We start from the raw sequence: 24,461 nt of genomic DNA on the forward strand, positions 1-24,461 counted from the left end.
CATGGCGATTCGCGTACAGCCTGTTCCGTTTGATCCGGGTGCTGAAGTCAACGCCATGCACGCCGCCAATGTCGGTGTCGGCGCGGTGGTGAGTTTTGTCGGCTACGTGCGTGACTTCAATGACGGCTTGGACGTTGCCGGGATGTTTCTTGAGCATTACCCAGGCATGACCGAAAAGGCCCTGGGCAAAATTGCCCTCGAAGCGCAACAGCGCTGGCCGTTGTTGAAGCTGGAAGTGTTACACCGCGTTGGTGCCCTTGAACCGGGCGAGCCGATCGTTTTCGTCGGCGCCGCCAGCGCCCACCGCCAGGCTGCGTTCGACGCCTGCTCATTTGTCATGGATTACCTGAAAACCCGCGCGCCGTTCTGGAAAAAGGAAAACACCAGTGACGGGCCACGATGGGTGGAAGGCCGCGACAGTGATCATGCGGCGGCGGATCGCTGGAATCCGTAAACCCGCCTGATATTGCTGGGTTGTCCGCACTATTGCTGTCGCGGACAAGCTCACGCTGCGCCCAATAATTGACTGATTCACCCGCCGGCCGGTGCCCCGGCATGAGTCTGTTTGCCCGATTGACGGAAAATACATAAAAGTCCAGTATGGAATTATAAGTATAGAAAACCACTTCTCCGTTTTAGCACTTTCTTCTGTCTTGCCAAACCAACAACAACCCGCGAGAGAACGAACATGAAGAAACTCCCCCTGATTACCGGCCTGGCTCTGAGCCTGTTAGCGTCCAGCGGTCTGTTCGCTGCTGAGAAAACCCTGCGTATCGGTATCGAAGCGGCTTATCCGCCGTTTGCGTCGAAAACCGCTAAAGGCGAAATCGTCGGTTTTGACTATGACATCGGCAATGCGCTGTGCGCGCAGATGAAGGCCAAATGCGTGTGGGTCGAAGGCGAGTTCGACGGTCTGATTCCTTCCCTGAAAGTGAAGAAAATCGACATGGCGCTGTCGTCCATGACCATCAATGAAGACCGCAAAAAGTCGGTCGACTTCACCCACAAGTACTACTTCACGTCATCACGCCTGGTGATGAAGGACGGCGCGGAGGTCGATGACCAGTACGCCAGCCTCAAGGGCAAGACAGTCGGCGTGCAGCGTGCAACCACCACCGACCGTTACGCCACCGAGGTTTTCGAGCCCAAGGGTGTCAGCGTCAAGCGTTACAGCAACAACGAAGAGATCTACATGGACCTCGCGTCCGGTCGCCTCGATGCAATTTTCGCCGACACCATTCCGCTCAATGACTTCCTGTCGATGCCGCGTGGCAAAGGCTACGCGTTTGTCGGGCCGGAGTTGAAGGATCCGAAGTATGTCGGTGAGGGTGCCGGGGTAGCGGTGCGTAAAGGCAACACCGAGTTGGTGGCGGAACTGAACAAGGCCATTGACGGTATTCGAGCGAATGGTGAGTACCAGAAAATTTCAGACAAGTACTTTAAGTCCGACATCTATGGCGACTGATTAACCGCCATCGCGAGCTTGCTCGCGATGAGGGCCTGCCAGCCAACACACCTTAAGGCGTCAGCCCTTCAATTCCTTCAATTCCTTCAAATGCTTGTACACCGTCGCCCGCCCCATGTTCAGCACATTGGCCACATAGTTGGAGGCGCTTTTGCCTTTGAAAGCGCCCTCGGCATGCAGCGCCAGTACCAGTTCCCGTTTGTGGTCACGGGTTAGTACATTCAGGCTTAGCTGGCGCTCGCGTAGCCAGGCGTGGAGGAAGGTGTTGATCCGCTCCTGCCAGTCATCGCGAAACAGAGAGTCCGGTTGCGGGATGAGTTTGCTGGGCGACAGAAACAGGTCCAGCGCCGCCTTGGCATTCTCGAACAGCGAAATATTCAGATTGATGCACAGCACCGCTAGCGGATGGCCGTCGCTGTCACGCAGCACGCTGCTGAGGCTGCGAATCTTCTGGCCGTCCCAATTGAGCTTTTCGTAGGGACCGATATTGCGTTCGCTGACGTTGCCGCTAAGCAGCTCTTGCAGCGCGGAGTCCTCACCGATTGCACGCTTGGACAGATTGTTGGCGATGTAATCAACCTTTTGCGTGCGCAGGTCATGCAGCACCACCTCGGCATGAGGAAAGAACAAGGTGGCGATCGCATCGGCGATCGCTCGGAAGTTGTCCAGGGCCGGGTTTTGTTCGGGTGCAGTCATCAGGTGGGGCTCCAGGCAGCATCAGCGCCCGTCAGAAAGGGCGCTGGAAGTTTGCCGCAATCGTGTCGATACGTCACCTGAGGACGGTTATCAGCTCAGGCGGGCGGGGGAGAGCATCGCGGCTTCCAGGCCGAAACGGGTCAGTTGCTCGGGCAATGATTCACCGCGAACCAATGCCGCGCTGGCTTGCCCCATCGCCGGTGACGTCTGGATACCGTAGCCACCCTGCGCCGCTACCCAGAACAGCCCTGGCACCTGAGTGTCGAAGCCGCACAGCAAATCACCGTCGCGCACAAAGCTGCGCAGGCCGGCCCAGGTCCGGGTCGGACGGCGGATAGTTAGGGTGGTGGCTTGTTCAATCTGGTAAATGCCCATCGCGATGTCCAGTTCCTCTGGCTGCACATCGTGGGGTTCCACCGGGTCGGCGTTGGCGGGCGAGCCGAGGAACATGCCGGCATCGGGCTTCATGTAGAACGATTCGTCGAGGCTGACCAGCATCGGCCAGTGATGAATATCCACGCCCTCGGGGCCGGCGAAGATAAAGGCTGAGCGCCGCTTGGGTACCAGGCCCAGTGGCTGAGCGCCGGCCAGTGCGCCGAGCTTGTCGGCCCACGCCCCGGCGGCGTTGATAATGATCGGGGCCTTGAAGACCTGGCCGTTGGTCTGCACCCGCCACAGACCGTCGGCATCACGGCTCAGGCCCAAGACTTCGCTGTCGGTATGGATTTCGCCGTTGTTGCGGCGGATCCCGCGTAAATAACCTTGGTGCAAGGCATCGGTATCGATGTCGCAGGCCGTTGGGTCGTAGATCGCGCCATGGACTTTTTCCCGGCGCAGGATGGGCAGCCGCGCGCAGGCATCGTCGGCGCTGAGCAGTTGCATCTCGGGCACCGTGGCTTTGGCGCTTAGGTATTGATTGTTCAGCTCGACTGCGTCTGCGGTGAAATCCACGGTCATCTCGCCCCGCGCGGTCAGCAGCGGATGCTCGCAGAAACCGCTGGGCGGGGCGTCGAAAAAGTCGCGGCTGGCCTGGGTCAGCGCCCGAACTTGGGGCGTGCCGTAAGCGGCGCTGTACAGTGCGGCCGAACGTCCTGTGGCGTGATAAGCCGGATGTGATTCGCGTTCCAGGACGATCACGCGCCCGTGCGGTGATAGCCAGAAACCGGTGGAAGCGCCGGCAATGCCACCGCCGATGATGATGAAGTCTGCCTGGCTCATGGACGTCTCCTGAAAGGGCGTAAACACCGAAATTGTAAAGGTATTTTTGGGCTTCGGATGTCGAATATAAACTAATTTGTCCATTGTGGACTTAAAGTTTCTGTCGGCAATCTTCAGGCGAAAAAAAAGCGCAGGCCGTTTCCGGCTGCGCCTCTTGGTGTGCGACCTGCGTTACGGGTGCTTGCGCTCAACTGGACGTAACAGATGAGTGGACGGTGTTTCACAGCTGATCTTGCGACCTAGCAGCGCCTCGATGGAGGGGAGCTGGTAGGAGTCGTCTTCACCGGCAAAGCTGATGGACACACCCTCTGCGCCGGCACGGCCAGTCCGACCGATGCGGTGTACGTAGTCGTCCGGGACTTCCGGCAGGGTAAAGTTGATCACGTGGCTGATGCCGTCGATGTGGATGCCGCGACCGGCAACATCGGTGGCCACCAACACACGAATCTTGCCTTCGCGGAAACCTTCCAGGGTTTTGATGCGCTTGTGCTGCGGCACATCGCCGGACAGTTGCGCGGCGTTGACGCCATCGCGTACCAGGCGCTCTTCGATTCGCCGCACTTCATCTTTGCGGTTGGCGAAGACCATCACCCGTTCCCAACCGTTGTCGGTGACGAGGTTGTAAAGCAGCTTGTATTTGTCGGCACCTGCCACGGCGTAGATGTGTTGCTCGACGTTTTCGCTGGCCACGTTTTGCGCTTCGATCTCGACGATCGAAGGCTCGGTGGTCCATTGCTTGGCCAGGTTCATGACGTCTTCGGTGAAGGTCGCGGAGAACAGCAGCGTTTGGCGTTCGTTCTTCGGCGGGGTCTGGCGAATGATCTGACGCACTTGTGGGATGAAACCCATGTCGAGCATCCGGTCGGCTTCGTCCAGGACCATGACTTCAACCATGTCCAGGTGTACATCGCCGCGCTGGTTGAAATCCAGCAGACGGCCCGGTGTGGCGACGAGGATGTCGCAGTGACGGGCTTCAAGGTGCTTGAGCTGCTTGTCGAAATCCATGCCACCCACAAACGTCATGACGTTTAGGCCGGTGTACTTGGTCAGGTCGGCGGCGTCTTTGGCGATCTGCACCACCAGTTCCCGGGTCGGCGCAATGATCAGCGCGCGCGGTTCACCCATGTAGCGTTCTTTGGGCGGCGGGGTATCCAGTAACTGAGTAATGATCGAGATCAGGAACGCGGCGGTTTTGCCGGTGCCGGTCTGTGCGCGACCAATGGCGTCTTTACCCGCGAGGGTGAAACCCAGGACTTGCGCCTGAATCGGCGTGCAATACGGGAAACCCAGGTCCTGAATGGCGTGCATTAACTCTGGCGCAAGCTTGAAATCGTGGAAGCGGGTTTTGCCTTCCATGGGTTCGACGGCGAAGTCTTCGAGTTTCCAGGGAATAACCGGCGCCTTAGGCTTTGGTTCGCGACGCGGTTTTACTGGTTTTGGCGTTTCGCTGAGCGGTTGCTCGGAGGCAGAGACTGCAACAGGTTGGGCGGCCGGTGTGGTCACTGGCGCGTGTTTCGGTGCCGCTGCGGTGGCGGTCCGGCCAGGCTGATGACCGTCGGTGCGGTGGCTGGGGGTGTGAGACGGAGCGGTGGCGACTGGGGCGAGCGGCTCAGCCTCGCTTTTACCGAACATTTTTTTGAGTGCTTTGAGCACGGTCATCTCATCAATTGGTTAAGGAATGTACGCCGGCCAGTGTAATGCAAGAATCGGGCGCGGCGTAGCGGGATGATCAAAGGACGCCGATTAACGCAAGCGCTCGGTGAGCCAGGTGCCAATGTCGTGAATTTCCTCAGGTAACACTTCGTGACCCATTGGGTATTCCTGCCATGCGACGGTGACACCTCGCACCTTCAAATGCTCATACGCGCTGCGGCCCATGGCGTTTTGAACGACGTCATCGTACTGGCCGTGCATGCACAGCACCGGGATACGTTGCTGGCTGGCTGAAAGCTCCAATTCACTGCTGAAGGTGGGGGCATAGGTAGAGAGGGCAAGTACGCCACCGAGTGGCCCCTGCCATTCAAGGAAGGCGGTGTGCAAAACCACGGCGCCGCCCTGTGAGAAACCGGCGATAAAAATTCGCGAGGCGTCTATTCCGCTGGTTCGCTGCTCTTCTATCAGCGCGATAAGCATTTTTGCTGACACGTCCAACTCTTCGCGGCTGATCGCGCGGGCCGGGTTCATGGCCAATATGTCGTACCAGCTGGGCATCTCGTAGCCGCCGTTGATGGTGACGGCGCGGGTGGGTGCCTGAGGCAGGACAAAACGCGTGGTCAGTAGGCTTTCCTGAAGCGCTTCGGCTACTGGCAGGAAGTCGTAGCGATCGGCGCCGAGGCCGTGTAGCCAGATAACGCAGGCGTCTACTGGTTTACTGGGCTCAATAATCAAGGGCTCGGTCATGGCTGCTCCAATGTTGTGCGCGCGCTCTCATTGAGTGCGTGATCTGAGTGCGCGAGTGGTTGATCAGTTAAGAAGATGTCGCAAGGCTACAAGTTTTGCTATTGCACTGTCGCTGAATCGCTTAAGCGCGCGGTGTGGTACGGGCTTTGCTATGGGAAAACCTGCGCAACCAATCTCGCGTCTGGCGGTAACACTATCAGTGTACGACTGGCGGTGGGATAGCAAAGAATCCGGTGATGGATGTTCGCCAATGGCCGCTTCGGGCTTCGCGAACGTGAAAGGGCTACAGCCCGTTCGGCCGATTGGTGAGAAGTGAGTTGTCCATGATGTGGATTTTCTCCTACTAGACTCATAGCGAAGGTTTTACGTCGGTTGACCCTAAAAAAAGCCAACACGGGTCAACAACGCCTCATAAGGGTGCGACTGGACTTAAGCTCCGACACAACAAGAGCAAAACTGGAGGTTTGAATGAAGATGTTGAAATCCACCCTGGCCATCGTGACTGCAGCCGCAGTGCTCGGTGTCAGTGGGTTCGCTCAGGCGGGTGCAACCCTGGATGCAGTGCAGAAGAAAGGTTTCGTACAGTGCGGCGTCAGCGATGGTCTGCCGGGCTTCTCGGTTCCGGACTCCACCGGCAAGATCCTGGGGATCGATGCTGATGTCTGCCGCGCCGTGGCGGCTGCCGTTTTCGGCGACGCGACCAAGGTCAAGTTCAGCCAGTTGAACGCCAAAGAGCGCTTCACCGCGCTGCAGTCCGGCGAAATCGACGTGTTGTCGCGTAACACCACCATGACCAGTTCCCGTGACGCGGGCATGGGCTTGAAATTCCCTGGCTTCATCACCTATTACGACGGCGTGGGCTTCTTGGCCAACAGCAAGCTGGGCGTGAAAAGTGCCAAGGAACTGGATGGCGCGACCATCTGCATTCAGGCCGGTACCACCACCGAGCTGAACGTTTCCGACTACTTCCGCGCCAATGGTCTGAAGTACACCCCGATCACTTTCGACACCTCTGATGAAAGCGCCAAATCGCTTGAGTCCGGGCGTTGCGACGTGCTGACTTCCGACAAGTCGCAGCTTTACGCACAGCGCAGCAAATTGGCTTCGCCAAAAGACTACGTGGTGCTGCCAGAAACCATTTCCAAAGAGCCGCTGGGTCCAGTCGTGCGTAATGGCGATGACGAGTGGCTGGCAATCGTTCGCTGGGTTGGCTATGCCATGCTCAACGCCGAAGAAGCCGGTATCACTTCGAAAAACGTTCTTGAACAAGCCAAGTCGACCAAGAACCCGGACGTTGCCCGTATGCTGGGTGCCGACGGTGAATACGGCAAGGACCTGAAACTGCCGAAGGACTGGGTCGTCAAGATCATCAGTCAGGTCGGTAACTACGGCGAAATTTTCGAGAAAAACCTCGGCAAGAGCACCCCGCTGGAAATTGACCGTGGCATGAACGCGCTGTGGACAAACGGCGGCATTCAATACGCACCACCAGTGCGCTGATGGTTCTATCACCCGGTGGGCCAACCACCGGGTGATGTTCTGTTCCATTATTACCGGGGCACTTCATGCAAAAATCAATCGGCGCACCAAAGCAGAGGCTCAGCCTCAGCGATCCAAAAGTGCGTGCGTGGCTATTTCAGATCATCACGATTGTCGCGGTGGTCGCGATGGGCTGGTATCTGTTCAACAATACGCAAACCAACCTTCAGCACCGGGGCATTACTTCCGGTTTCAGCTTTCTGGAGCGCAGTGCCGGGTTCGGCATCGCTCAACATTTGATCGACTACACCGAATCGGACAGCTATTCCCGGGTGTTTGTCATCGGTCTGCTCAATACGTTGCTGGTCACCGTCATCGGCGTGGTTCTGGCGACCCTCCTAGGCTTTATTGTCGGTGTGGCAAGGCTGTCGCCGAACTGGATCATCAGCAAGCTGGCAACGGTTTACGTGGAAGTTTTCCGTAATATTCCGCCGCTGCTGCAAATCCTGTTCTGGTACTTCGCGGTCTTCCTGACCATGCCCGGGCCGCGCGCCAGCCATAACTTCGGCGACACGTTCTTCGTCAGCAGTCGAGGCCTGAACATGCCGGCCGCGCTGGCAGCCGACGGGTTCTGGGCGTTTGTGGCCGGCGTTGTGCTGGCGATCGTCGCTGTTGTTCTGATGTGCCGTTGGGCCAATAAGCGCTTTGAAGCGACCGGCGTGCCGTTCCATAAGTTCTGGGTTGGCCTGGCGATCCTGGTGGTGATCCCGGCACTCTGCGCACTGATCTTCGGCGCGCCGCTGCATTGGGAAATGCCGAAGTTGCAGGGCTTCAACTTTGTTGGTGGCTGGGTACTGATTCCGGAACTGCTGGCGTTGACCCTGGCCCTCACGGTGTACACCGCGGCGTTTATCGCCGAGATCGTGCGTTCGGGCATCAAGTCGGTCAGCCACGGCCAGACCGAGGCGGCGCGTTCCCTCGGGCTGCGCAACGGTCCGACCCTGCGCAAAGTGATCATCCCGCAGGCGCTGCGTGTAATCATTCCTCCGCTGACCAGCCAATACCTGAACCTGGCGAAGAACTCCTCGCTGGCCGCCGGTATCGGTTACCCGGAAATGGTGTCGTTGTTTGCCGGTACGGTGCTGAACCAGACCGGGCAGGCCATCGAGGTCATTGCCATCACCATGAGCGTGTACCTGGCGATCAGTATCAGCATTTCCCTGCTGATGAACTGGTACAACAAGCGCATTGCGCTGATCGAGCGGTAAGGAAAAGCGCATGACAACTCATACTTTCAAACCCGACATGCCACCACCGAGCAGCAGCATCGGTGTGGTCGCGTGGATGCGGGCGAACATGTTCTCCAGCTGGCTCAACACCCTGCTGACCCTGTTCGCGTTCTACCTGATTTACCTAATTGTGCCGCCGCTCTTGCAGTGGGCGATCCTTGACGCCAACTGGGTCGGGACCACTCGGGCTGACTGCACCAAGGCGGGCGCTTGTTGGGTGTTTATCGAGCAGCGCTTCGGCCAGTTCATGTACGGCTACTATCCGATGGAACTGCGCTGGCGCGTGGACCTGACCGTACTGCTGGCGATCATTGGTGTGGCGCCGCTGTTCATCTCGCGTTTCCCGCGTAAGGCGATGTACGGGCTGAGCTTTCTGGTGCTGTATCCGATCATTGCCTACTTCCTGTTGCATGGCGGCGTCTTCGGCATGACCAACGTGGCGACCAGCCAGTGGGGCGGCCTGATGCTGACCCTGGTGATCGCTACCGTCGGTATTGCCGGTGCTTTGCCACTGGGGATCGTCCTGGCCCTGGGTCGTCGTTCGAACATGCCGGCAATTCGGGTGGTCTGTGTGACCTTCATCGAATTCTGGCGCGGCGTACCGTTGATCACGGTGCTGTTCATGTCCTCGGTGATGCTGCCGTTGTTTCTGCCTGAAGGCATGAACTTCGACAAGCTATTGCGGGCACTGATTGGGGTGATCCTGTTCCAGTCGGCCTACGTCGCCGAAGTAGTACGCGGCGGTCTGCAAGCGATCCCCAAAGGTCAGTACGAAGCGGCGGCGGCAATGGGCCTTGGTTACTGGCGCAGCATGGGCCTGGTGATTCTGCCGCAAGCCCTGAAGCTGGTGATTCCTGGCATCGTCAACACGTTCATTGCGCTGTTCAAGGACACAAGCCTGGTGATCATCATCGGCCTGTTCGACCTGCTGAACAGCGTCAAGCAAGCTGCCGCCGACCCAAAATGGCTCGGCATGGCGACTGAAGGCTATGTGTTTGCGGCCCTGGTGTTCTGGATTTTCTGTTTTGGTATGTCCCGCTACTCCATGCATTTGGAACGTAAGCTGGACACTGGCCACAAGCGTTAGGAGCGTAGTTTATGAGTGAAGCGATCAAACAGCCTGTGAGCCCTGAAGGCATTATTCAGATGCAGGGCGTGAACAAGTGGTACGGCCAGTTCCACGTGTTGAAAGACATCAACCTGAACGTCAAGCAGGGCGAGCGTATCGTTCTGTGCGGTCCGTCGGGCTCTGGCAAGTCGACCACCATCCGTTGTCTCAACCGTCTGGAAGAACACCAGCAGGGGCGTATCGTGGTTGACGGTGTTGAACTGACCAACGACCTCAAGCAGATCGAAGCGATCCGCCGTGAAGTCGGTATGGTGTTCCAGCACTTCAACCTGTTCCCCCACTTGACCATTTTGCAGAACTGCACCCTGGCGCCGATGTGGGTGCGCAAGATGCCGAAACGCAAGGCCGAGGAAATCGCCATGCACTATCTGGAGCGCGTGCGCATTCCGGAGCAGGCGCATAAATTCCCTGGGCAACTGTCTGGCGGTCAGCAACAGCGCGTGGCGATTGCTCGTGCGCTGTGCATGAAACCGAAAATCATGCTGTTCGATGAACCGACCTCGGCGCTCGACCCGGAAATGGTGAAAGAGGTTCTCGACACCATGATCGGCCTCGCCGAAGACGGCATGACCATGCTCTGCGTAACTCACGAAATGGGCTTCGCGCGCACCGTGGCCAACCGTGTGATCTTCATGGACAAAGGCGAAATCGTCGAACAGGCCGCGCCGAACGACTTCTTCGACAACCCGCAGAATGACCGCACCAAACTGTTCCTGAGCCAGATCCTGCATTGATCCTGCACCGACAGTGAAATAAACCCGGACATGTTCCGGGTTTATTTTTACCTGCGATTTGAGCCGTGCTGCGGCGAGGCAGACCGCCACAATCCTTATGAGAGTCCGTTCCCACCCGTTTTGAAGTTGCCCTCTCAGAGGTTGCTGACTAAGATGTCAAGAAATTCATCCTATGATTGGATGAAAAAGGCGAATCGAATGCCAGCAATTTTCCCACTCATAAAGCGCTCCTTGGTCGATCAAGCCCTGGACCAGTTGCGACTGCGCATCACCGAGGGCGTATGGACGGTGGGCCAGCGTTTGCCGACCGAGCCAGAGCTGTCCGCTGAACTGGGCATCAGCCGCAACACCGTGCGTGAAGCCATGCGCGTGTTGGCGTTTTCTGGGTTGATCGAGATCCGTCAGGGCGATGGCAGTTACCTGCGAGCGGTGGTGGATCCGCTGGACACGATGAAAGCGCTGTCGCGTTGTACCCATGAGCAGGCCCGGGAAACCCGGCACATCGTTGAAGTCGAGGCCATTGGCCTGGCCGCCGTGCGCCGTACCGACGCAGACCTGCTGGCGTTGCGTGAAGCCTTGAGCGTCAGCGGCAGCCACTATCACGGTGATCTCGACAGTTACATCGCTTGTGACCTGGTGTTCCATCGCCGTTTGGTGGACGCCGCGCACAACCCGGCGCTCAGCGAACTCTATCGCTATTTTTCCAGCCTCATCGGCGCGCAACTGCGCCAGACTTTGAACATTACCCCACGACGTCAGGCCGTGTTCGACCTTCATGTCGATCTGCTGGATGCCGTCGAGCAACGCGACCCGCAAAGGGCCAAAGCCTTGTGCAGGCAGTTGATCAATGAACCTTAAAACCGAGAACGCTATGTCCCGCGAGCGCACTGTCACGCCCCCCAAACGCACGGCGGAGTTCGACGAGCTGCTGATTGATGCCGAGGCCGATGACGAAGAGGTCCAGCAACGGCATCCGGTCCTGCGACGGCCGTGGTTGTTGCTGCTCGGATTGATATGGGTGGCGCTGAACCTGCGTCCGGCATTGTCGAGCATGGCGCCGATGCTCAGCGAGGTGTCCAAGACCCTCGGTTTGTCGGCGGCCCAGGCGGGGTTGCTGACCACGTTACCGGTGCTGTGCCTCGGGGTGTTCGCGCCGTTGGCTCCGATCCTCGCGCGGCGCTTCGGTGCCGAACGGGTAGTGCTGGGAATTCTGCTGATGTTGGCGTGCGCGATTATTCTGCGCAGCACGTTCGGCGAGGTTGGCCTGTTCGCCGGCAGCGTTCTGGCAGGGGCAAGCATCGGCATCATTGGCGTGTTGTTGCCGGGTATCGTCAAGCGAGACTTCCCGAAGCAAGCCGGTGCCATGACCGGCGTCTACACCATGGCCTTGTGTCTGGGGGCCGCGATGGCGGCTGGTGCGACCGTGCCGCTGAGCGAGCACTTCGGCAAGAGCTGGGCCCTGGGCCTTGGTTTCTGGGGAGTCCCTGCGGTGGTCGCGGCGATATTCTGGTTGCCGCAAGTTGGCCAGAAACACAGTGCGCATAACGTGGCGTATCGGGTTCGCGGCCTGTTGCGCGATCCACTGGCCTGGCAAGTGACGTTGTACATGGGGCTGCAATCTTCCCTGGCGTACATCGTGTTTGGCTGGTTGCCGTCGATCCTCATTGGCCGCGGTCTGACGCCGACCCAGGCAGGACTCGTGTTGTCGGGGTCGGTGATTATCCAGTTGGTCAGCTCGTTGGCGGCGCCCTGGTTGGCAACGCGCGGCAAGGATCAGCGCTTGGCCATCGTTGTGGTCATGTGCTTGACCCTCAGCGGTTTGTTCGGTTGCCTCTATGCGCCGTTAGAGGGCTTGTGGGGCTGGGCGATTGTGCTGGGCCTGGGGCAGGGTGGTGCGTTCAGCCTGGCGCTCACCCTGATCGTGCTGCGTTCGCGCGACGCCCACGTGGCCGCCAACCTGTCGAGCATGGCTCAGGGTTTTGGTTACACGCTGGCGTCCCTCGGGCCGTTCGCCGTCGGCATCGTGCATGACTGGACCGGCGGCTGGACCGCGCTCGGCTGGATCTTCGGTGTGATCGGCCTCGGCGCGATTATCGCCGGCCTGGGCGCTGGGCGTGCGCGTTATGTGCAAGTCGACAGTCAGAAAGTCTAGAGATAGACCACCTCCAGCGTGGCCGAGCCGTCAATGTAAATCTCGCGGCTCAAATCCAGGTTCTGCTTGGCGGATATCACCGTTTCGACTGTGATCGTGCTGCTCAGATTTTGCAGCGCGATGGGGCCGGCGGTGCTGCCGGCGATGTCGGTGAAGCCCAGGTAACTGCGTGCGCCGATGTCAATCGGCTGAACACTGGCGCTCCGCCAGGCAACACCTGCGGTGGTGGATTCAGTGCCGTAGATCTGCGGCAGCAGGTCCGCGGTCGTTTGTGTCGGGTCAAAACTTACCGAGTACAGGCCGATTTTATTGCCACTGGGGTCACGGCCCAGTCCGTAATAAATCTCGCTATTTACGTTCGCCGAACCGTCGCGGTTGTCGCGCATACGCAGGGCAAAGCGGCTTTGGCCGTTGCATGCAATGGTCAGTGCCAGGTGCCTGACGGGCAACCGGGTGCCTTGGTCGAATTTGAGGTCTTGCTGAGATATTTTGCCGTAGTCGATCACGCCGCTCCCGGACAGCACAGGTGTGCAAGAGGTCGGGGAGACCAGGCCTTTGATGCTCAGGTCGACGCTTTGGGCGGCGAGCGCCGACCCTGCTATCAGTGGCAGTGCCGCCAGAGTGAGTTGCACAAACTTCATGGTGAACGCCTTGTCTTGGGGGTCAGAGGTAGACAATTTCAAGGGTGCCGGAACCGTCCAGCAGCACTTCGTTGCTCAAGTCCAGGTTATTCATGGGGGCCAGTAACGCCCTGATGCTCACTTCGCCGCTAAGGTTTTGCAGGGCCGTGGGGCCGGCCTGGCTGCCTTGGGTGTCAGTGAAACCCAGGAAACTGTTATTGCCGATGGGAATGGGGGAGGCGCTGGCGCTGCTCCAGGCGACGCCGTTGGTGGTCGAGTCGGTGCGGTAGAGCCGCGGCAGGGTGTCGGCGCTGAAGTCAAACGGATCGAAATACAAGAAATAGCGGCCGATATTGTTCTGGCTATTGTCCTGGCCCAACCCATAGGCCGTTTCGTCGATGCCTCCGGTGGCTGAGCCTTTGCGGTTGTCTTGCATGCGCAGGGCAAAGTGCGTGGGAGCGTCGCAGCCGATGCTCAGTATCAGCGTCCGGCTGGGTAAGGCGCTGTCCTGATCGGCATTGAGATTTTTTGCCCACAGGCGCCCGAAATCCACTACGCCGCCGTTGGACAGGCTCGGCACACAGGCCGCCGGGGCAAAACGTGCTTGCAGCGTCAGCTCTCGGGCATTGCCGTCGGCGGTGTCGAACAGGCCTGCGACCTCCCAAGTCACCGCGTCGCGAACGCGGGTGGCTTCGACCTTTGCCCAGGCGCGGATTTTCAGTTGCACCGAAAAAGCGCTGCCGACCGCTGGCGCGCCATCCTTTAGGGGCACGATGACGTGGTCCGGTCGCCAGCCCAGCGCGCTGGCCCTGGCGCTCGGTGCCTGGCCACGGCCAGCGAGCAGGCCCAGGTCCACTGCTTGACCGTCAAGCACACCCTCGCTGACGTGGATGTCATAGCGCCCCTTATCGGTAAACCGAAAATACTCGTGACCGGCGGCCAAGGCCTTGTACGCCAGGCTCATGTCCGCCGGTTCAGGGCAGTTCAGGTTCAGGCTCAGATGACGCTCTCCCAGCGACTGCTCGCTCGCCTGGGGCTCAAGGATGGCACGGTTCATGAGGCCGAAATCCATACGCGACTCGTTCACGTTCAATCGGCATTCTTGTGCATACGCCGGGACGATCCAGCCAAGCGCAGGTGCCAGGAGGCAGGCACCGACTATCAATGGTTTCATCACAAGGCTCCTACGGGGGGCATTTCAGAGGGCAGGCAACGGGCTGGCGCGGTTTCAAAGTAGACCTGCGGGTCGGCTTTCTCCGGCAGGCTGAATTGCAGTTCGCAAGGTGCCTGGCCGGGTGCTTTGACCCATAAGCGGCGCGGGTCGAGCACCGAGGGCAGGAATACCCGGCTGCCTTCTTGCACCAAGGTCACGAACTCGCCGTCGGCCGTGCTGACGGTCGCGCCAGGCGGCAGTGGTGCGCCGTTGAGCGTGGTGACGCTTAGCAGGGCACGGCGAGTCATGGTCACTGCAAACTCGACGCGGTCCACCGCGCCGCGCCCGGCTGAAATCATCGTCAGGCCATTGCTGATGTCTGCGTTGCGCGGTAGCGAGCGAGTTTGCACCTGCACGGGACTGCGGCCATAGGCAGCCACTTGCGGGACCACGGCTTGGCCCTGCGCATCGGTCCAGACTGGCCCGCTGGGGGTGCTGAGTTTGACGCCGCTCATGTCACCCACTGACACCACGGCAAAGGTATCGCGCACCGGGTACGGTGAAAAAGTCATGCCGGCGCCATGCACCACGATGCCGCCACGCGCTCCGCCCTGGTAGCTCGAACGCTCGGCGTCGGAGCGGCTGTAGTTGACGTCAAGTTGGGTATATCGCGGCAGGTAAGAAACACCGACGGTGGATTCCACTTGCTGGTCGCGGGTGTCATGTTCGACGCTGACCCGATAATTCAACTGGTCGTTCAGCTGTTCGCTCAGACCCAGGCCTGTGCGGTGTTCACCACCCGAGTTGCGTGCCCAGGCTCTGGCTCGGCGGTCCTCACCCAATGGCAGGCTGATGGTCAGGTAGACCGCATTTTCGTCGTTCTCGCGACCGCTGACTTGCCATTCGGCGCTGGCTGAGAGCGACACGCCACGCACGTTGCTCCCCCAAGAGGCGAGTGCGCGGCTACTGTTGTCGCCGGCGACGTTGCTGGTGCGTGAGAACCCGGCGTTGAATGCCCCCAACCACGGATGTGCCCACCCCAGGGACAAGCTCTGTTGGTCGCGGTAGCGCGAGCGCCGTTGCGCCGGGCCGTCGCGGGTGTCGCTGCCATCCTCTAACTCGCGATAGCCGGGCGTGCGATGGGACATGGCGGCGGTGGCCGACCATTGCTCGCCCAGCCGTTGGCTCAGCGAGAGGTCGGTTTGTACCCCGCGTGAAGGCTCGAGCCCCTTGGCGTTGGCAACTTGCGTTGACACTTGAACCTGACCATCACGCCACGGCAGCAGCCCGAGGTTGGTGCCGGTCGCGTGATAGTCGTCGGCGGTGAGTGCGCCAATCCCCAGATTGAACCGTGAACCCAGCGCACCACTCCAGCCGCCACTGATCACCAAGGGCGCTTCGCCCCGGTTGTCGCCGATAGTACGTACACGCCCGGCGCCCACTGAATAGCCGGCTGCCGGCAAACTGAGACCGAGCATTGCCGCGGGCACCGTAAAACGCCGCTCGCCGCCGGCGGTTTGTTTGACCGTGACCTCGACGTCGGAGCGGCTGTTTAGGCGCCTGACATCGGTCAGGGAAAATGGCCCGGCAGGGACCACGGTGGAATGAATAAGCACGCCGTTTTGCCGGACTTCAACCTGGGCCGGGCTGTCGGCGATGCCGCTGATCGTCGCACCTTGTGCCTGCTCTTGGAGTGCCTGCTCGGTGAACACTTGGACGCCAGTGATTTGGGCGCCTGCCAGCACGGGGTTGTACAGATTGATCTGCCCGGCCTGAAACACCGCTTGTTGCTGAGTAAAGGTGCGTTGAGCGTAAGCATCCAGGTGGGTGGTGCGAGAGGCATCGTCCTGCCAGGTCTGGACCTGGCGACTGCGCACGATCCAGTCGCCCGCGTTGAATCCCACTTCAGTATTGGCCGAGCCAAAACGATTGGCGTCATCGCCGTATTGGTTGTATAGCCCCGTCAAATCGTAGTTGAGCAATCCGCCGAAACCGCCGGTTTGATACCCGGATACATCACGTTCCCGTGGGCGCAGGGCTTCGGTGGGCACGACCAGCGCGACGCTGAGACTCGCCGGATCCTGCTCGACCAGGGTCTGGGGATACTGCTGCAAAAAATCATGGCAGGCGCCTTCGCCGATGGCCACAGGGACGATCAGGTTGGCGGCGTCCAGCAGCATTCGATCAAAACACAACGTGCCCTGGTGATCGAAGCGCGCGTTGGCCCGACCCCGCCGCTGGCCGTTAACGGTCAGGCTGATGGCGTGCTGGCCGGCGCTGAAACGCGCGGCGTCGAGCAGCAGATAAGCCAGCTGTGGGTCGATACCGCGATGGCGCAGGGTTTGCGGGTCAAAGGGCTCGGCCTCCGCGGCCCAGGTCGGGGCCAGCAGCAGGGCGTTGGCCAATGGCAGTGCAGCCCGGACCAGATAGCGGGTCAACCTGGCGCGCTGCGGTAATGGGCGAAAGCCAGGCACGGCTTTGCACCCAGGGGCATGGGTCAATCTGTTCACACAAGGGCACTCGGGTTAATGGCAGTGCTGCACCTGTGGGTAGGCAGGTGCGCGCAGGTTTGCGCAGCCGGCGGATCTTGGTCCGCGCAGGACGCGTCAGCGTGGAGTCAGTGGGGCGTCGTAAGCCGCCACCGCAAATCCATAAACAGTGGCGGGTTGCAGTCGCACGGCGGTGGCTGTCGAGATCGATGCGCGTAGGGTCAACACGTCTCCCGGCAGGATGTAGGTGCGCGGTAGCAATGCTGCGCCGGGCCCGGGCAGCAGTTGCAGTTCCTGGGCCAGACGGACGACGTAGGGCGTGTCGTTGCGGACTTTCAATTGACCGTCTTCAAGTGACCAGACCAGACCTTTCCACGGGGTGCGATTGGGCGCGAGGCCTTTGGGATGAATAATCACCGGCAGGTTTTGGCGTACCGTCACGCCGACGCGGGCATGGCCGGCCTTGGCGTCGGCTCGGCCTTGGGGCATGCCTTCAAAGACCACCCGCTTCAGACGCTGAGTGCGCAGCGGTGTCTGGTTTTGCAGGATAAAGCGCACCAATTGGGTTTTGGACGCCTCGACCCTGGCCAGCGGCGGAGTGACAAACAGCAGGGCTTCCTTGTCTTCGGGGATGTCCTGGAGGGTGACGTGCAGCAACGCCAGCGTCGCGTCGGAATTGGTCACGGAAACGGCGGCTTCGCCATCTTCCTCGTGGACAATCACCACCGACGTGTCGGGGACCATGCCGTCGGCGCGACTGTCGATACTCAGCAACAGCGCCCAGGCGGCGAGGCTGCAGACCAGCGTTTTGAGGGGGGTGCAAGTCTTCACGACAGGCCTCCTGCTAGGGGTGGGTGGTGCGTGTGAACGGGCTAGAGATAGCGCAAATCCAGAACAATCGATCCGTCCAGTGGCACTTCCTGCTGCAAGGTGAGGGTGCGTGCAGGGCTGATGGAGGTGTCGACTCGAAGCTGTGTGGTCAGGTTGATGATGGGTTCTGGCTGGGGGCGGCCGGGGCGGGCGAACCCCATGAGCATTCTGGGGTAGGCGTTGGGTTCAGGTGACCAGTTAAGGCCCTGGTCATAAGAGGTCAATGACTGCATGGTTTGCCCATCGCCCGACGAATTGCGAAACGACAGCGAGACCGACCCCAGGCGTTCGGCGGAGGCATGAACGTTTTTGCCCAGGCCATAGAAAAAGTTCGGTGCCAGCGAGGAGTCCGCTCGATTGTCGATACCGACCAGGGCAAACAACACGGGCGCGCTGCAGTTGATCTGCATCGTCAGCATCTGACTGGGCAGGACGCTGAATTCATCCGGCAACAAATCACGCGCCGGAATCCGCCCATGGTCAACCTCGCCGCCGTTCAAATCGACCCGGCACGCACTGGGCGTCACCAGGCCATTGATAATCAGGTCGGTTTGACCATTGGCGCTGAAAGCCGGCATCGGCAGCATTAGCCCCAACAGCAGTGCCGCAAGGCTTGAGGGCGAATTCGTCGAAGGGTATTTGCAGTGTGTCAAGGGCATCGCGATAGGCCTCTCCACGCCCATACCGGGGTGTGGCGCCGTGCAGGTATGGGCGTTCATGGTGTTACAGGTAAACGATTTCGAGGGTGGCGGAACCGTCGATGGGTTGCTCGTCAGTCAGGTCCAGGCTGTCGGCGCGGGCGATGAAGCCCCGGACATGAACATCGGAGGTCAATTGCTGAATGGGTATTGGCGCCCAGGCCCCCGAGGCGTTGTTGCCGAAGCCGGCCAACATCCCGTCGTCCAGCGGCATCCAGGAGACTTTGTCGTCTGATTCCAGCACCGTGACGGCGGCGGCGTCGGCAACGGCGTTGTCTATCAATAGTGCGTAGTCGCCCAGCTTCTGGGTGCCATTGATCAGTCCCAAGCCATAGGTCGCCCCATCACCGCTGATCGAGGAACCGGCACGGTTGTCGGTGCCTTTCATGGCGAACAGGGTTGAGCCGTCGCAGAGGACGGTCATTTGCAGGGTGGCGGCGGGCAGTACGGTCGTGCTGGTGAGGTTGAGGTCTTTGGCGGATATTTTGCCGTAATCGACTGTGCCGTTGCCCGACAGGCTCGGGGTACAGGCGTTGGGGGTAATCACCCCTTTGACGGTCAGGTCGACGGTGGAGGCAGCGGACGCTGACGCGCAAGCGCCCAGCAGGACAGTGGTGGCGAGTGCGTAAAACGTAGTGTTCATGAAGATTGAGTTCCTTTCAAAAGGGGGGGCAAGGGGTGTTACAGGTACGTCAGTTGCAACGTGGCTTCGCCATCCAGCGGCACCTCGTCGATTAGCGTCAGGTCGTTGGTCGGGGCAATGTGCGTATAGAACCTGAGTTCAGCATCGAAGTTAGTCACGGCGATGGGCGTCAGCGGGGGCGCCGCTGCAGAAATGGCGGTCAGCGCCGAATGCCCCAGAAATACTGAAGGTTGCCAGGTGGTGCCACCGTCGACCGAACTGATAGTTCTTACCGACACGCCGTCGGCCACCGGGTTGTACAAGCCTAAACCGGTGCTGCCGAGTTTCTCGTTATTGGGCGTCATGCCCAGGCCATGCCAGTGGTCATAAAGGGCGGATGAGCCTGCGCGGTTATCAAGGGTGTTCAGCGTGAAGGCGGTCGGCCCTTCACAGCGCACACTCAGTTGCAGGGATTGCTGTGGCAGCGAGGTGTAAACATCTGAGGTGAGCGCCTTGGCCGACAGTTTGCCGTAGTCGATCACCCCGCCATCGGAGAGCGCGGGGATGCACGCATTGGGGGTGATCGCGCCTTTGATCGCCAAGTCTGCGGTGCTGGCAGCCAGCACTGAGGGTGCGACCAACAAGGCCGCGAGAAAGCGGCAATTAAACGTATTCATCGTGGAAGGAGCCTTGTGGGTGGCGTTACAGGTATTTCAATTCAAGCGTGGCCGAGCCATCGAGAAGCACTTCATCCGTCAGGTCCAGGTTATTGGCGCCGGCGATGAAGGTCTGGAGTTTCAGGTCGACAGTGACTTGTTTGAGGGCAATCGGTGCCCATGCTCCTGTCGATTTGTCACCAAAGCCGGCATAGCGCCCCGGCGGCAATTGGGAGTCGTCCAATAGGTCCCACCAGGTGCTTCCATCCGCAGACTCCAGCACCGTGGTGGGCGCGCCATCGGCGACGGCGTTGATCATGCGGAACGCAAAGGCGCCCAGTTTCTGGTTGCTGTTGATCAGGCCCAGACCGAAGCTTCCGAGTGTCGAAGAGCCTGCTCGATTGTCGATCGTATAGAGGGAGAAAGTGGTGAGACCCTCACAGAACACGCTGAGTTGTTGAGTGCGTTCAAGCAGCTCGGTGTGGTTCGCGGGATTGAGGTCTTTAGCCGAGATCTTGCCGTGGTCGATCACCCCGCTCTCGGACAAAGTTGGCAGGCAGGCGTTTGGCGTAATCAGGCCTTTTACCGCGAGGTCAACGCTACTGGCGGCAAAAATCGGGGTGGTGTGACTGAGGATCAGGGCGCCGGTTAGGACGATCAGGTGTTTGTTCATGGTGTTTATGTCCGTTGTAAGGCCATTGACCGGCAACCCACCCGGCGAACGCCTGGTGGTGCAGCGTGGGTATGGACTGAAAGCGCTGTGGTTGGATTCATGGCGACGTTCTGAAGCCTCGTCTCATGCCCCCCTCTAGCAGTGAGGAGGAAATTTAGCGGTAGTCGGGTACGGGGGAAATACAACTATTACGACAAAGCGCCGATCAGGCGCTGGTTTCTGTCTGAGACGAATTCAGTGGCAAGACGCAGGGACCAAGACAACTCCGCCCCTTGCGTCTCGGTCAGGAAGGCTCCTCGAAAGGCTGTTTTTCGTACTAGTTGTATCGTGCGGGTCTGTTCTCGTGGCTATTTTTTATGGGTGAAAAATAGGCACAAGAATGGTCTGCGTCGCCTCTTTTGAGGTGTCGTTGGCTTTAGCCGTCATGGTCGAAGTGGGCACCTGATACCGGTGCCGTTCACTGGAGCCTGACGAACCGCTTGGTGCATGTGAGGTGCCCAGCATGTCCGCAGATTTTTCTGTCAATGGTTCACGGCCGCCATGGTCCATCCCCAGGCTCCAGGTGGCGCATTCGGACTATCCAAGGGTGTTGGTGGTGGAAGATCACTCGCCCTACCGAGTGCTGTTAGGCGCGATGCTGAGCACGCTTGAAGTTCGCCATGAGCTGGTGGTCGACGGCCAGGCCGCTCTGAATGCCCTGGGTCTGCGGCACTTTGACTTGGTGATCAGCGACTGCCAGATGCCGGTCATGGACGGTTATCACATGGCCCGGGAAGTTCGTCGTCTTGAACGTGTGTCGGGCAGCCCGCCGATTTCGATTGTTGCGTTGACGAGCTGTCGCGGCTGGCAGGCCGCTCAGGCCTGTCTGGACGCGGGGATGAACGCCTGGGTACTCAAACCCCTGACCTTGGATCGATTGCACAAGGTTTTGCAGTGCTGGCTGCCAGCCGGAAAACTCATTCCTGCCATCGGGGCGACGGTCGCCTTGCCCCAGTCAAAATCACCGCCCTGCATGCCCGATCGCGCCAGTCTGATACGGAACTTCGGCTGTGGGCAGGCGCTGGATCAAATCCTCAGTACGTTGCTCCATGAAGCCAATGAAGACATGACGGTGTTGGCCCGTGCTCAACGGGCACAGGACATCCGCTTAACCGCCGACCGCCTGCATCGCCTGGTCGGCAGTGTGGCCTTTTTGGGGGCCAGCGATTTGGAACTGCGGGGTGTGGCGTTGATCGCCTCTGTCCGCACCTCGGGGGTCGTCGCCAACAAAGAAGCGTTGACGGATTTTTACCGTGACCTGAGGGCGTGTCTCGGTTATCTGTCTGGCCTTTAAGTTTTTTCTGAAAGATTTTGTCCATCAGCCTTGTAGGGTTTGGGTGTAGTTTTTTTCTTTTTATTTTGTAGGCTTCACGCCGGTCGTCCGCAAACACGGGGAACGGTGTCGCCAGCCCTGCCTAGAGCGGTTGTCGCTGCAAGCAGGCACGGGTACTTTGCACAGATTCAAATTGCCATCAGAGTGCTTTCAAATGCTTCGCGTAATCATTGCTGACGATCATCCTCTTGTCCGCATCGGACAAAGAGTGGTGATCGAGGCAAACGGCAGGTGTTCGGTGGTGGGTGAAGCCGATGGCCCTGACCAGTTGTTGAGCCTGATGCAGGCGATGGCTTGCGATGTGCTGGTGACCGACTTTGCCATGCCCGGCAATCGCCAGGCTGACGGCTACGGACTGTTGAGTCTGTTGGAGCGCCTGTACCCGCAGGTGCCGGTCATCTTGGTCACGATGATGGCCAATGTCTCGATCCTGCGCGCTTCCTTCGCCCATGGCGCCAAGGCGATTGTCGCCAAGAGCGCGTCCGCCCGGGAGCTGCCCTTGGCCATACGGGCGGTTAGCGAAGGAAAAACCTTTATCAGCGAGTGCTTGCGCCTGCAATTGGTCGAGGCCGGCACTGGCGATCAATCACGTGTTCCGCAACTGTCTGGCAAGGAGCGCGAAGTCGTGCGCATGCTGGCCAGCGGCATGACCGTCAGCCAAATTGCCGCGCGAGTCAATCGCAGTATTTCCACCATCAGCAAGCAGAAATGCACGGCGATGAACCGGTTGTGTATTTCCACTGACGTGGACTTGTTCGCCTATGCGCGCAGCAGCGGAATGGTGCCGTAGTGTCAGGACCTGCGCCGTATATTCGCCTCACAAATGTCGATAGTGTTCCCCAGGCCTTCGGCCTATCGTGCCACTCCCGCCCGCCACTTTAAGGAGCCCCGCAATGAGTGATGCCCATAACGCGTTGATCACCGAGTTCTACACTGCCTTCCAACGGCTGGACGCTGAGGCCATGAGCGCCTGCTATACCGATGACGTGCTGTTCAGTGACCCCGCGTTCGGCGAGTTACGTGGGCGCGACGCCGGCGATATGTGGCGCATGCTGGCTACTCGCGCTAAAAAATTCTCGCTGACCTTCGACAACGTCCGCACCGACGAGCTTACTGGCGACGCTCACTGGGTGGCGACTTACCTGTTCAGTCAGACCGGCAACACGGTGGTCAATGACATTCAGGCCCGCTTCGTCTTTCGCGACGGCAAGATCTGCGAGCATCACGACAACTTCGATTTGTGGCGTTGGTCGCGTCAGGCGTTGGGCACCAAAGGTCTGTTGCTGGGCTGGACGCCCTTGGTGAGAAACGCCGTTCGCGCGCAGGCCTTGAAAGGGCTGAAGGCGTTTCAAGCCAGTCGCTGATAAGATCGCGGCTTGTCTTCCTTCAAGCCTTGATCGTCACATGAACACCCCCAGCGCAATCTCCTCAGACACCGACAAACCGGTGAGCAAACCCTGGTTCGTCTACCTCGTCCGGGCGGCCAACGGTTCGCTCTACTGCGGGATCAGCGACGATCCTGTTCGCCGCTTCGCCACTCACCAGCGTGGCAAGGGCGCACGCTTTTTCTTGTCCAGCCCTGCGGTGGCACTGGTCTATACCGAAGTCTGCTGTGACAAAAGTGAAGCGTTGCGACAGGAGCGGCTGATCAAAAAACTCAAGAAAAGCGCCAAGGAATGTTTGGTGGCGAGTGCCGCCGCAGCCTTATCAATCTGACTGATAACCCCCCATCAGTCAGATGGGTAGGCCGCTAACCGATTGCGCGATAAGCTGCCGGCTCTTTTAAGCGTGTCACGGAGCCGAGCATGTCCGAGTTGATCCTGCATCATTACCCGACGTCCCCATTCGCTGAAAAGGCGCGTTTGCTGTTGGGCTTCAAGGGCTTGTCATGGCGCTCGGTGATGATCTCGCCCGTGATGCCAAAGCCCGACCTCACGGCGTTGACCGGTGGTTACCGCAAGACCCCGGTGTTGCAGATCGGTGCTGACATTTATTGTGATACGGCGCTGATTGCCCGACGCCTGGAGCAGGAAAAGGCGCTACCTGCATTCTTCCCGACAGGTCAGGAAATGATCACGGCAACGTTCGCCGCGTGGGTGGACTCGGTGGTGTTTCAGCACGCGGTCAGTCTGGTATTCCAGCCGGAATCGGTAGCGGTGCGTTTCGGCAAGTTGTCACCAGAAGCGATCAAGGGGTTCATGGCCGATCGTGCCGGCTTGTTCAGCGGCGGTACGGCAACCCGTTTGTCTGCCGAACAGGCCAGGCACCAATGGCCGACGCTGATGGCGCGGCTGGAGCAGCAACTTCAGCGCGAGCAGGGTGACTTCCTGTTCGGCGAACCATCGATTGCCGACTTTTCCTTGGCGCATTGCCTGTGGTTCCTCAAGGCAACGCCCGTGACTTCACCGTGGGTTGATGCTTATCCGGCGGTGTTGGCGTGGTTTGGTCGGGTGATGGGTTTTGGTCATGGCGCGTTCAGCGAAATGAGTGCCGAAGAGGCGCTGGAGGTGGCGCGCCAAGCGACGCCGGCGGCGTTGCCCGATGAAGCATTTGATGAGCCTAACGGCGTTGAGCTCGGCCAGCAGGTGGTGATCGCCGCCACGGACTACGGGGTTGATCCGGTGGCCGGTGAGCTGGTGTTTGCGGGGCGTGAGGAATTGATTCTGCGGCGTGAAGACGAACGAGCGGGCGTGGTGCATGTACACTTTCCGCGCTTTGGGTTTCGCCTCGAAAAACGCTGACGTAA

The 24,461-nt window shown here is 59.6% G+C and carries 25 protein-coding genes; 13 read left to right on the forward strand and 12 right to left on the reverse strand.

The annotated features are described in order from the left end of the window. Position 1 precedes the first annotated feature (1 nt). Together moaE and RHM68_RS04580 are read left to right on the forward strand one after the other, a co-directional pair. Positions 2 to 454: a molybdopterin synthase catalytic subunit MoaE gene (moaE, locus tag RHM68_RS04575; RefSeq protein ID WP_322220742.1), complete on the forward strand. Its 453-nt coding sequence runs from the start codon at positions 2 to 4 to the stop codon at positions 452 to 454. 234 nt (positions 455 to 688) lie between these two features. Beyond that, entirely contained in the window at positions 689 to 1,465 is a 777-nt protein-coding gene (locus RHM68_RS04580) for an ABC transporter substrate-binding protein (RefSeq protein ID WP_322220743.1), read from the forward strand. A 60-nt stretch (positions 1,466 to 1,525) separates the two neighbouring features. Here RHM68_RS04580 and RHM68_RS04585 read toward each other — a convergent pair whose 3' ends face one another. The 4 genes from RHM68_RS04585 to RHM68_RS04600 all read right to left on the reverse strand — a co-directional run bounded on the left by RHM68_RS04585 (position 1,526) and on the right by RHM68_RS04600 (position 5,779). Further along, on the reverse strand, positions 1,526 to 2,161 hold the full coding sequence (locus tag RHM68_RS04585) for a helix-turn-helix transcriptional regulator (protein WP_322220744.1): 636 nt from the start codon (positions 2,159 to 2,161) through the stop codon (positions 1,526 to 1,528). Between the two features lie 90 nt (positions 2,162 to 2,251). Then, positions 2,252 to 3,379, reverse strand: coding sequence for an FAD-binding oxidoreductase (locus tag RHM68_RS04590; protein ID WP_322220745.1), 1,128 nt, complete (start codon positions 3,377 to 3,379; stop codon positions 2,252 to 2,254). 171 nt (positions 3,380 to 3,550) lie between these two features. Further along, positions 3,551 to 5,038 carry an ATP-dependent RNA helicase RhlB gene (rhlB, locus tag RHM68_RS04595; RefSeq protein ID WP_322220746.1) on the reverse strand — a complete coding sequence of 496 codons (1,488 nt, stop codon included), beginning with the start codon at positions 5,036 to 5,038 and terminating at the stop codon, positions 3,551 to 3,553. A gap of 84 nt (positions 5,039 to 5,122) precedes the next feature. Next, complete coding sequence (locus RHM68_RS04600) at positions 5,123 to 5,779, reverse strand: alpha/beta hydrolase (RefSeq protein WP_322220747.1); 657 nt, start codon at positions 5,777 to 5,779, stop codon at positions 5,123 to 5,125. A gap of 468 nt (positions 5,780 to 6,247) precedes the next feature. On the opposite strand from RHM68_RS04600, the gene RHM68_RS04605 reads away from it, so the two are divergent. The 6 genes from RHM68_RS04605 (at position 6,248) to RHM68_RS04630 (ending at position 12,562) form a co-directional block, all read left to right on the forward strand. Next, positions 6,248 to 7,279 (forward strand): amino acid ABC transporter substrate-binding protein, encoded by a 1,032-nt coding sequence (locus tag RHM68_RS04605; protein ID WP_322220748.1) that lies wholly within the window; start codon positions 6,248 to 6,250, stop codon positions 7,277 to 7,279. 65 nt (positions 7,280 to 7,344) lie between these two features. Beyond that, positions 7,345 to 8,526 carry an amino acid ABC transporter permease gene (locus RHM68_RS04610; protein WP_322220749.1) on the forward strand — a complete coding sequence of 394 codons (1,182 nt, stop codon included), beginning with the start codon at positions 7,345 to 7,347 and terminating at the stop codon, positions 8,524 to 8,526. A 10-nt stretch (positions 8,527 to 8,536) separates the two neighbouring features. After that, positions 8,537 to 9,634 (forward strand): amino acid ABC transporter permease, encoded by a 1,098-nt coding sequence (locus RHM68_RS04615; RefSeq protein ID WP_322220750.1) that lies wholly within the window; start codon positions 8,537 to 8,539, stop codon positions 9,632 to 9,634. Between the two features lie 11 nt (positions 9,635 to 9,645). Then, the gene (locus RHM68_RS04620) at positions 9,646 to 10,410 is read left to right on the forward strand and encodes an amino acid ABC transporter ATP-binding protein (RefSeq protein WP_003171943.1); all 765 of its coding nucleotides are present in this window, start codon (positions 9,646 to 9,648) and stop codon (positions 10,408 to 10,410) included. Between the two features lie 198 nt (positions 10,411 to 10,608). After that, complete coding sequence (locus RHM68_RS04625; protein ID WP_322220751.1) at positions 10,609 to 11,268, forward strand: FadR/GntR family transcriptional regulator; 660 nt, start codon at positions 10,609 to 10,611, stop codon at positions 11,266 to 11,268. Then, positions 11,258 to 12,562 (forward strand): CynX/NimT family MFS transporter, encoded by a 1,305-nt coding sequence (locus RHM68_RS04630; protein WP_322220752.1) that lies wholly within the window; start codon positions 11,258 to 11,260, stop codon positions 12,560 to 12,562. Before RHM68_RS04625 ends, RHM68_RS04630 begins: the two co-directional genes overlap by 11 nt. Here the strand turns inward: RHM68_RS04630 and RHM68_RS04635 are convergent. From RHM68_RS04635 to RHM68_RS04670, 8 genes are all read right to left on the reverse strand, one after another. Further along, positions 12,559 to 13,203, reverse strand: a complete 645-nt coding sequence (locus RHM68_RS04635; protein WP_322220753.1) for a DUF1120 domain-containing protein — start codon at positions 13,201 to 13,203, stop codon at positions 12,559 to 12,561. The genes RHM68_RS04630 and RHM68_RS04635 overlap by 4 nt on opposite strands. A 22-nt stretch (positions 13,204 to 13,225) precedes the next feature. Beyond that, positions 13,226 to 14,356: a DUF1120 domain-containing protein gene (locus RHM68_RS04640; protein WP_322220754.1), complete on the reverse strand. Its 1,131-nt coding sequence runs from the start codon at positions 14,354 to 14,356 to the stop codon at positions 13,226 to 13,228. Further along, positions 14,356 to 16,809: a fimbria/pilus outer membrane usher protein gene (locus RHM68_RS04645; RefSeq protein WP_416195224.1), complete on the reverse strand. Its 2,454-nt coding sequence runs from the start codon at positions 16,807 to 16,809 to the stop codon at positions 14,356 to 14,358. The genes RHM68_RS04640 and RHM68_RS04645 overlap by 1 nt, the downstream gene beginning before the upstream one ends. 132 nt (positions 16,810 to 16,941) lie before the next feature. Beyond that, on the reverse strand, positions 16,942 to 17,655 hold the full coding sequence (locus tag RHM68_RS04650) for a fimbria/pilus chaperone family protein (protein ID WP_322220755.1): 714 nt from the start codon (positions 17,653 to 17,655) through the stop codon (positions 16,942 to 16,944). Positions 17,656 to 17,696: 41 nt separating this feature from the next. Continuing rightward, the gene (locus tag RHM68_RS04655; protein WP_322220756.1) at positions 17,697 to 18,353 is read right to left on the reverse strand and encodes a DUF1120 domain-containing protein; all 657 of its coding nucleotides are present in this window, start codon (positions 18,351 to 18,353) and stop codon (positions 17,697 to 17,699) included. Between the two features lie 64 nt (positions 18,354 to 18,417). Further along, the gene (locus tag RHM68_RS04660; protein ID WP_322220757.1) at positions 18,418 to 19,035 is read right to left on the reverse strand and encodes a DUF1120 domain-containing protein; all 618 of its coding nucleotides are present in this window, start codon (positions 19,033 to 19,035) and stop codon (positions 18,418 to 18,420) included. A gap of 38 nt (positions 19,036 to 19,073) precedes the next feature. Continuing rightward, positions 19,074 to 19,691: a DUF1120 domain-containing protein gene (locus RHM68_RS04665; RefSeq protein ID WP_322220758.1), complete on the reverse strand. Its 618-nt coding sequence runs from the start codon at positions 19,689 to 19,691 to the stop codon at positions 19,074 to 19,076. A gap of 25 nt (positions 19,692 to 19,716) precedes the next feature. Then, the gene (locus tag RHM68_RS04670; protein WP_322220759.1) at positions 19,717 to 20,343 is read right to left on the reverse strand and encodes a DUF1120 domain-containing protein; all 627 of its coding nucleotides are present in this window, start codon (positions 20,341 to 20,343) and stop codon (positions 19,717 to 19,719) included. Between the two features lie 502 nt (positions 20,344 to 20,845). Here RHM68_RS04670 and RHM68_RS04675 point away from each other — a divergent pair. The 5 genes from RHM68_RS04675 to RHM68_RS04695 all read left to right on the forward strand — a co-directional run bounded on the left by RHM68_RS04675 (position 20,846) and on the right by RHM68_RS04695 (position 24,456). Continuing rightward, on the forward strand, positions 20,846 to 21,676 hold the full coding sequence (locus RHM68_RS04675) for a response regulator (RefSeq protein WP_322220760.1): 831 nt from the start codon (positions 20,846 to 20,848) through the stop codon (positions 21,674 to 21,676). Between the two features lie 193 nt (positions 21,677 to 21,869). After that, positions 21,870 to 22,505 (forward strand): response regulator transcription factor, encoded by a 636-nt coding sequence (locus tag RHM68_RS04680; protein ID WP_322220761.1) that lies wholly within the window; start codon positions 21,870 to 21,872, stop codon positions 22,503 to 22,505. Between the two features lie 103 nt (positions 22,506 to 22,608). Further along, positions 22,609 to 23,079: a nuclear transport factor 2 family protein gene (locus RHM68_RS04685; protein WP_322220762.1), complete on the forward strand. Its 471-nt coding sequence runs from the start codon at positions 22,609 to 22,611 to the stop codon at positions 23,077 to 23,079. Between the two features lie 40 nt (positions 23,080 to 23,119). Continuing rightward, positions 23,120 to 23,431, forward strand: a complete 312-nt coding sequence (locus tag RHM68_RS04690; protein ID WP_322220763.1) for a GIY-YIG nuclease family protein — start codon at positions 23,120 to 23,122, stop codon at positions 23,429 to 23,431. Between the two features lie 89 nt (positions 23,432 to 23,520). Further along, positions 23,521 to 24,456 (forward strand): glutathione S-transferase family protein, encoded by a 936-nt coding sequence (locus RHM68_RS04695; protein WP_322220764.1) that lies wholly within the window; start codon positions 23,521 to 23,523, stop codon positions 24,454 to 24,456. Positions 24,457 to 24,461: the final 5 nt, after the last annotated feature.

It is taken from the genome of Pseudomonas sp. DC1.2 (genome assembly GCF_034351645.1).
Classification (GTDB): Bacteria; Pseudomonadota; Gammaproteobacteria; order Pseudomonadales; family Pseudomonadaceae; genus Aquipseudomonas.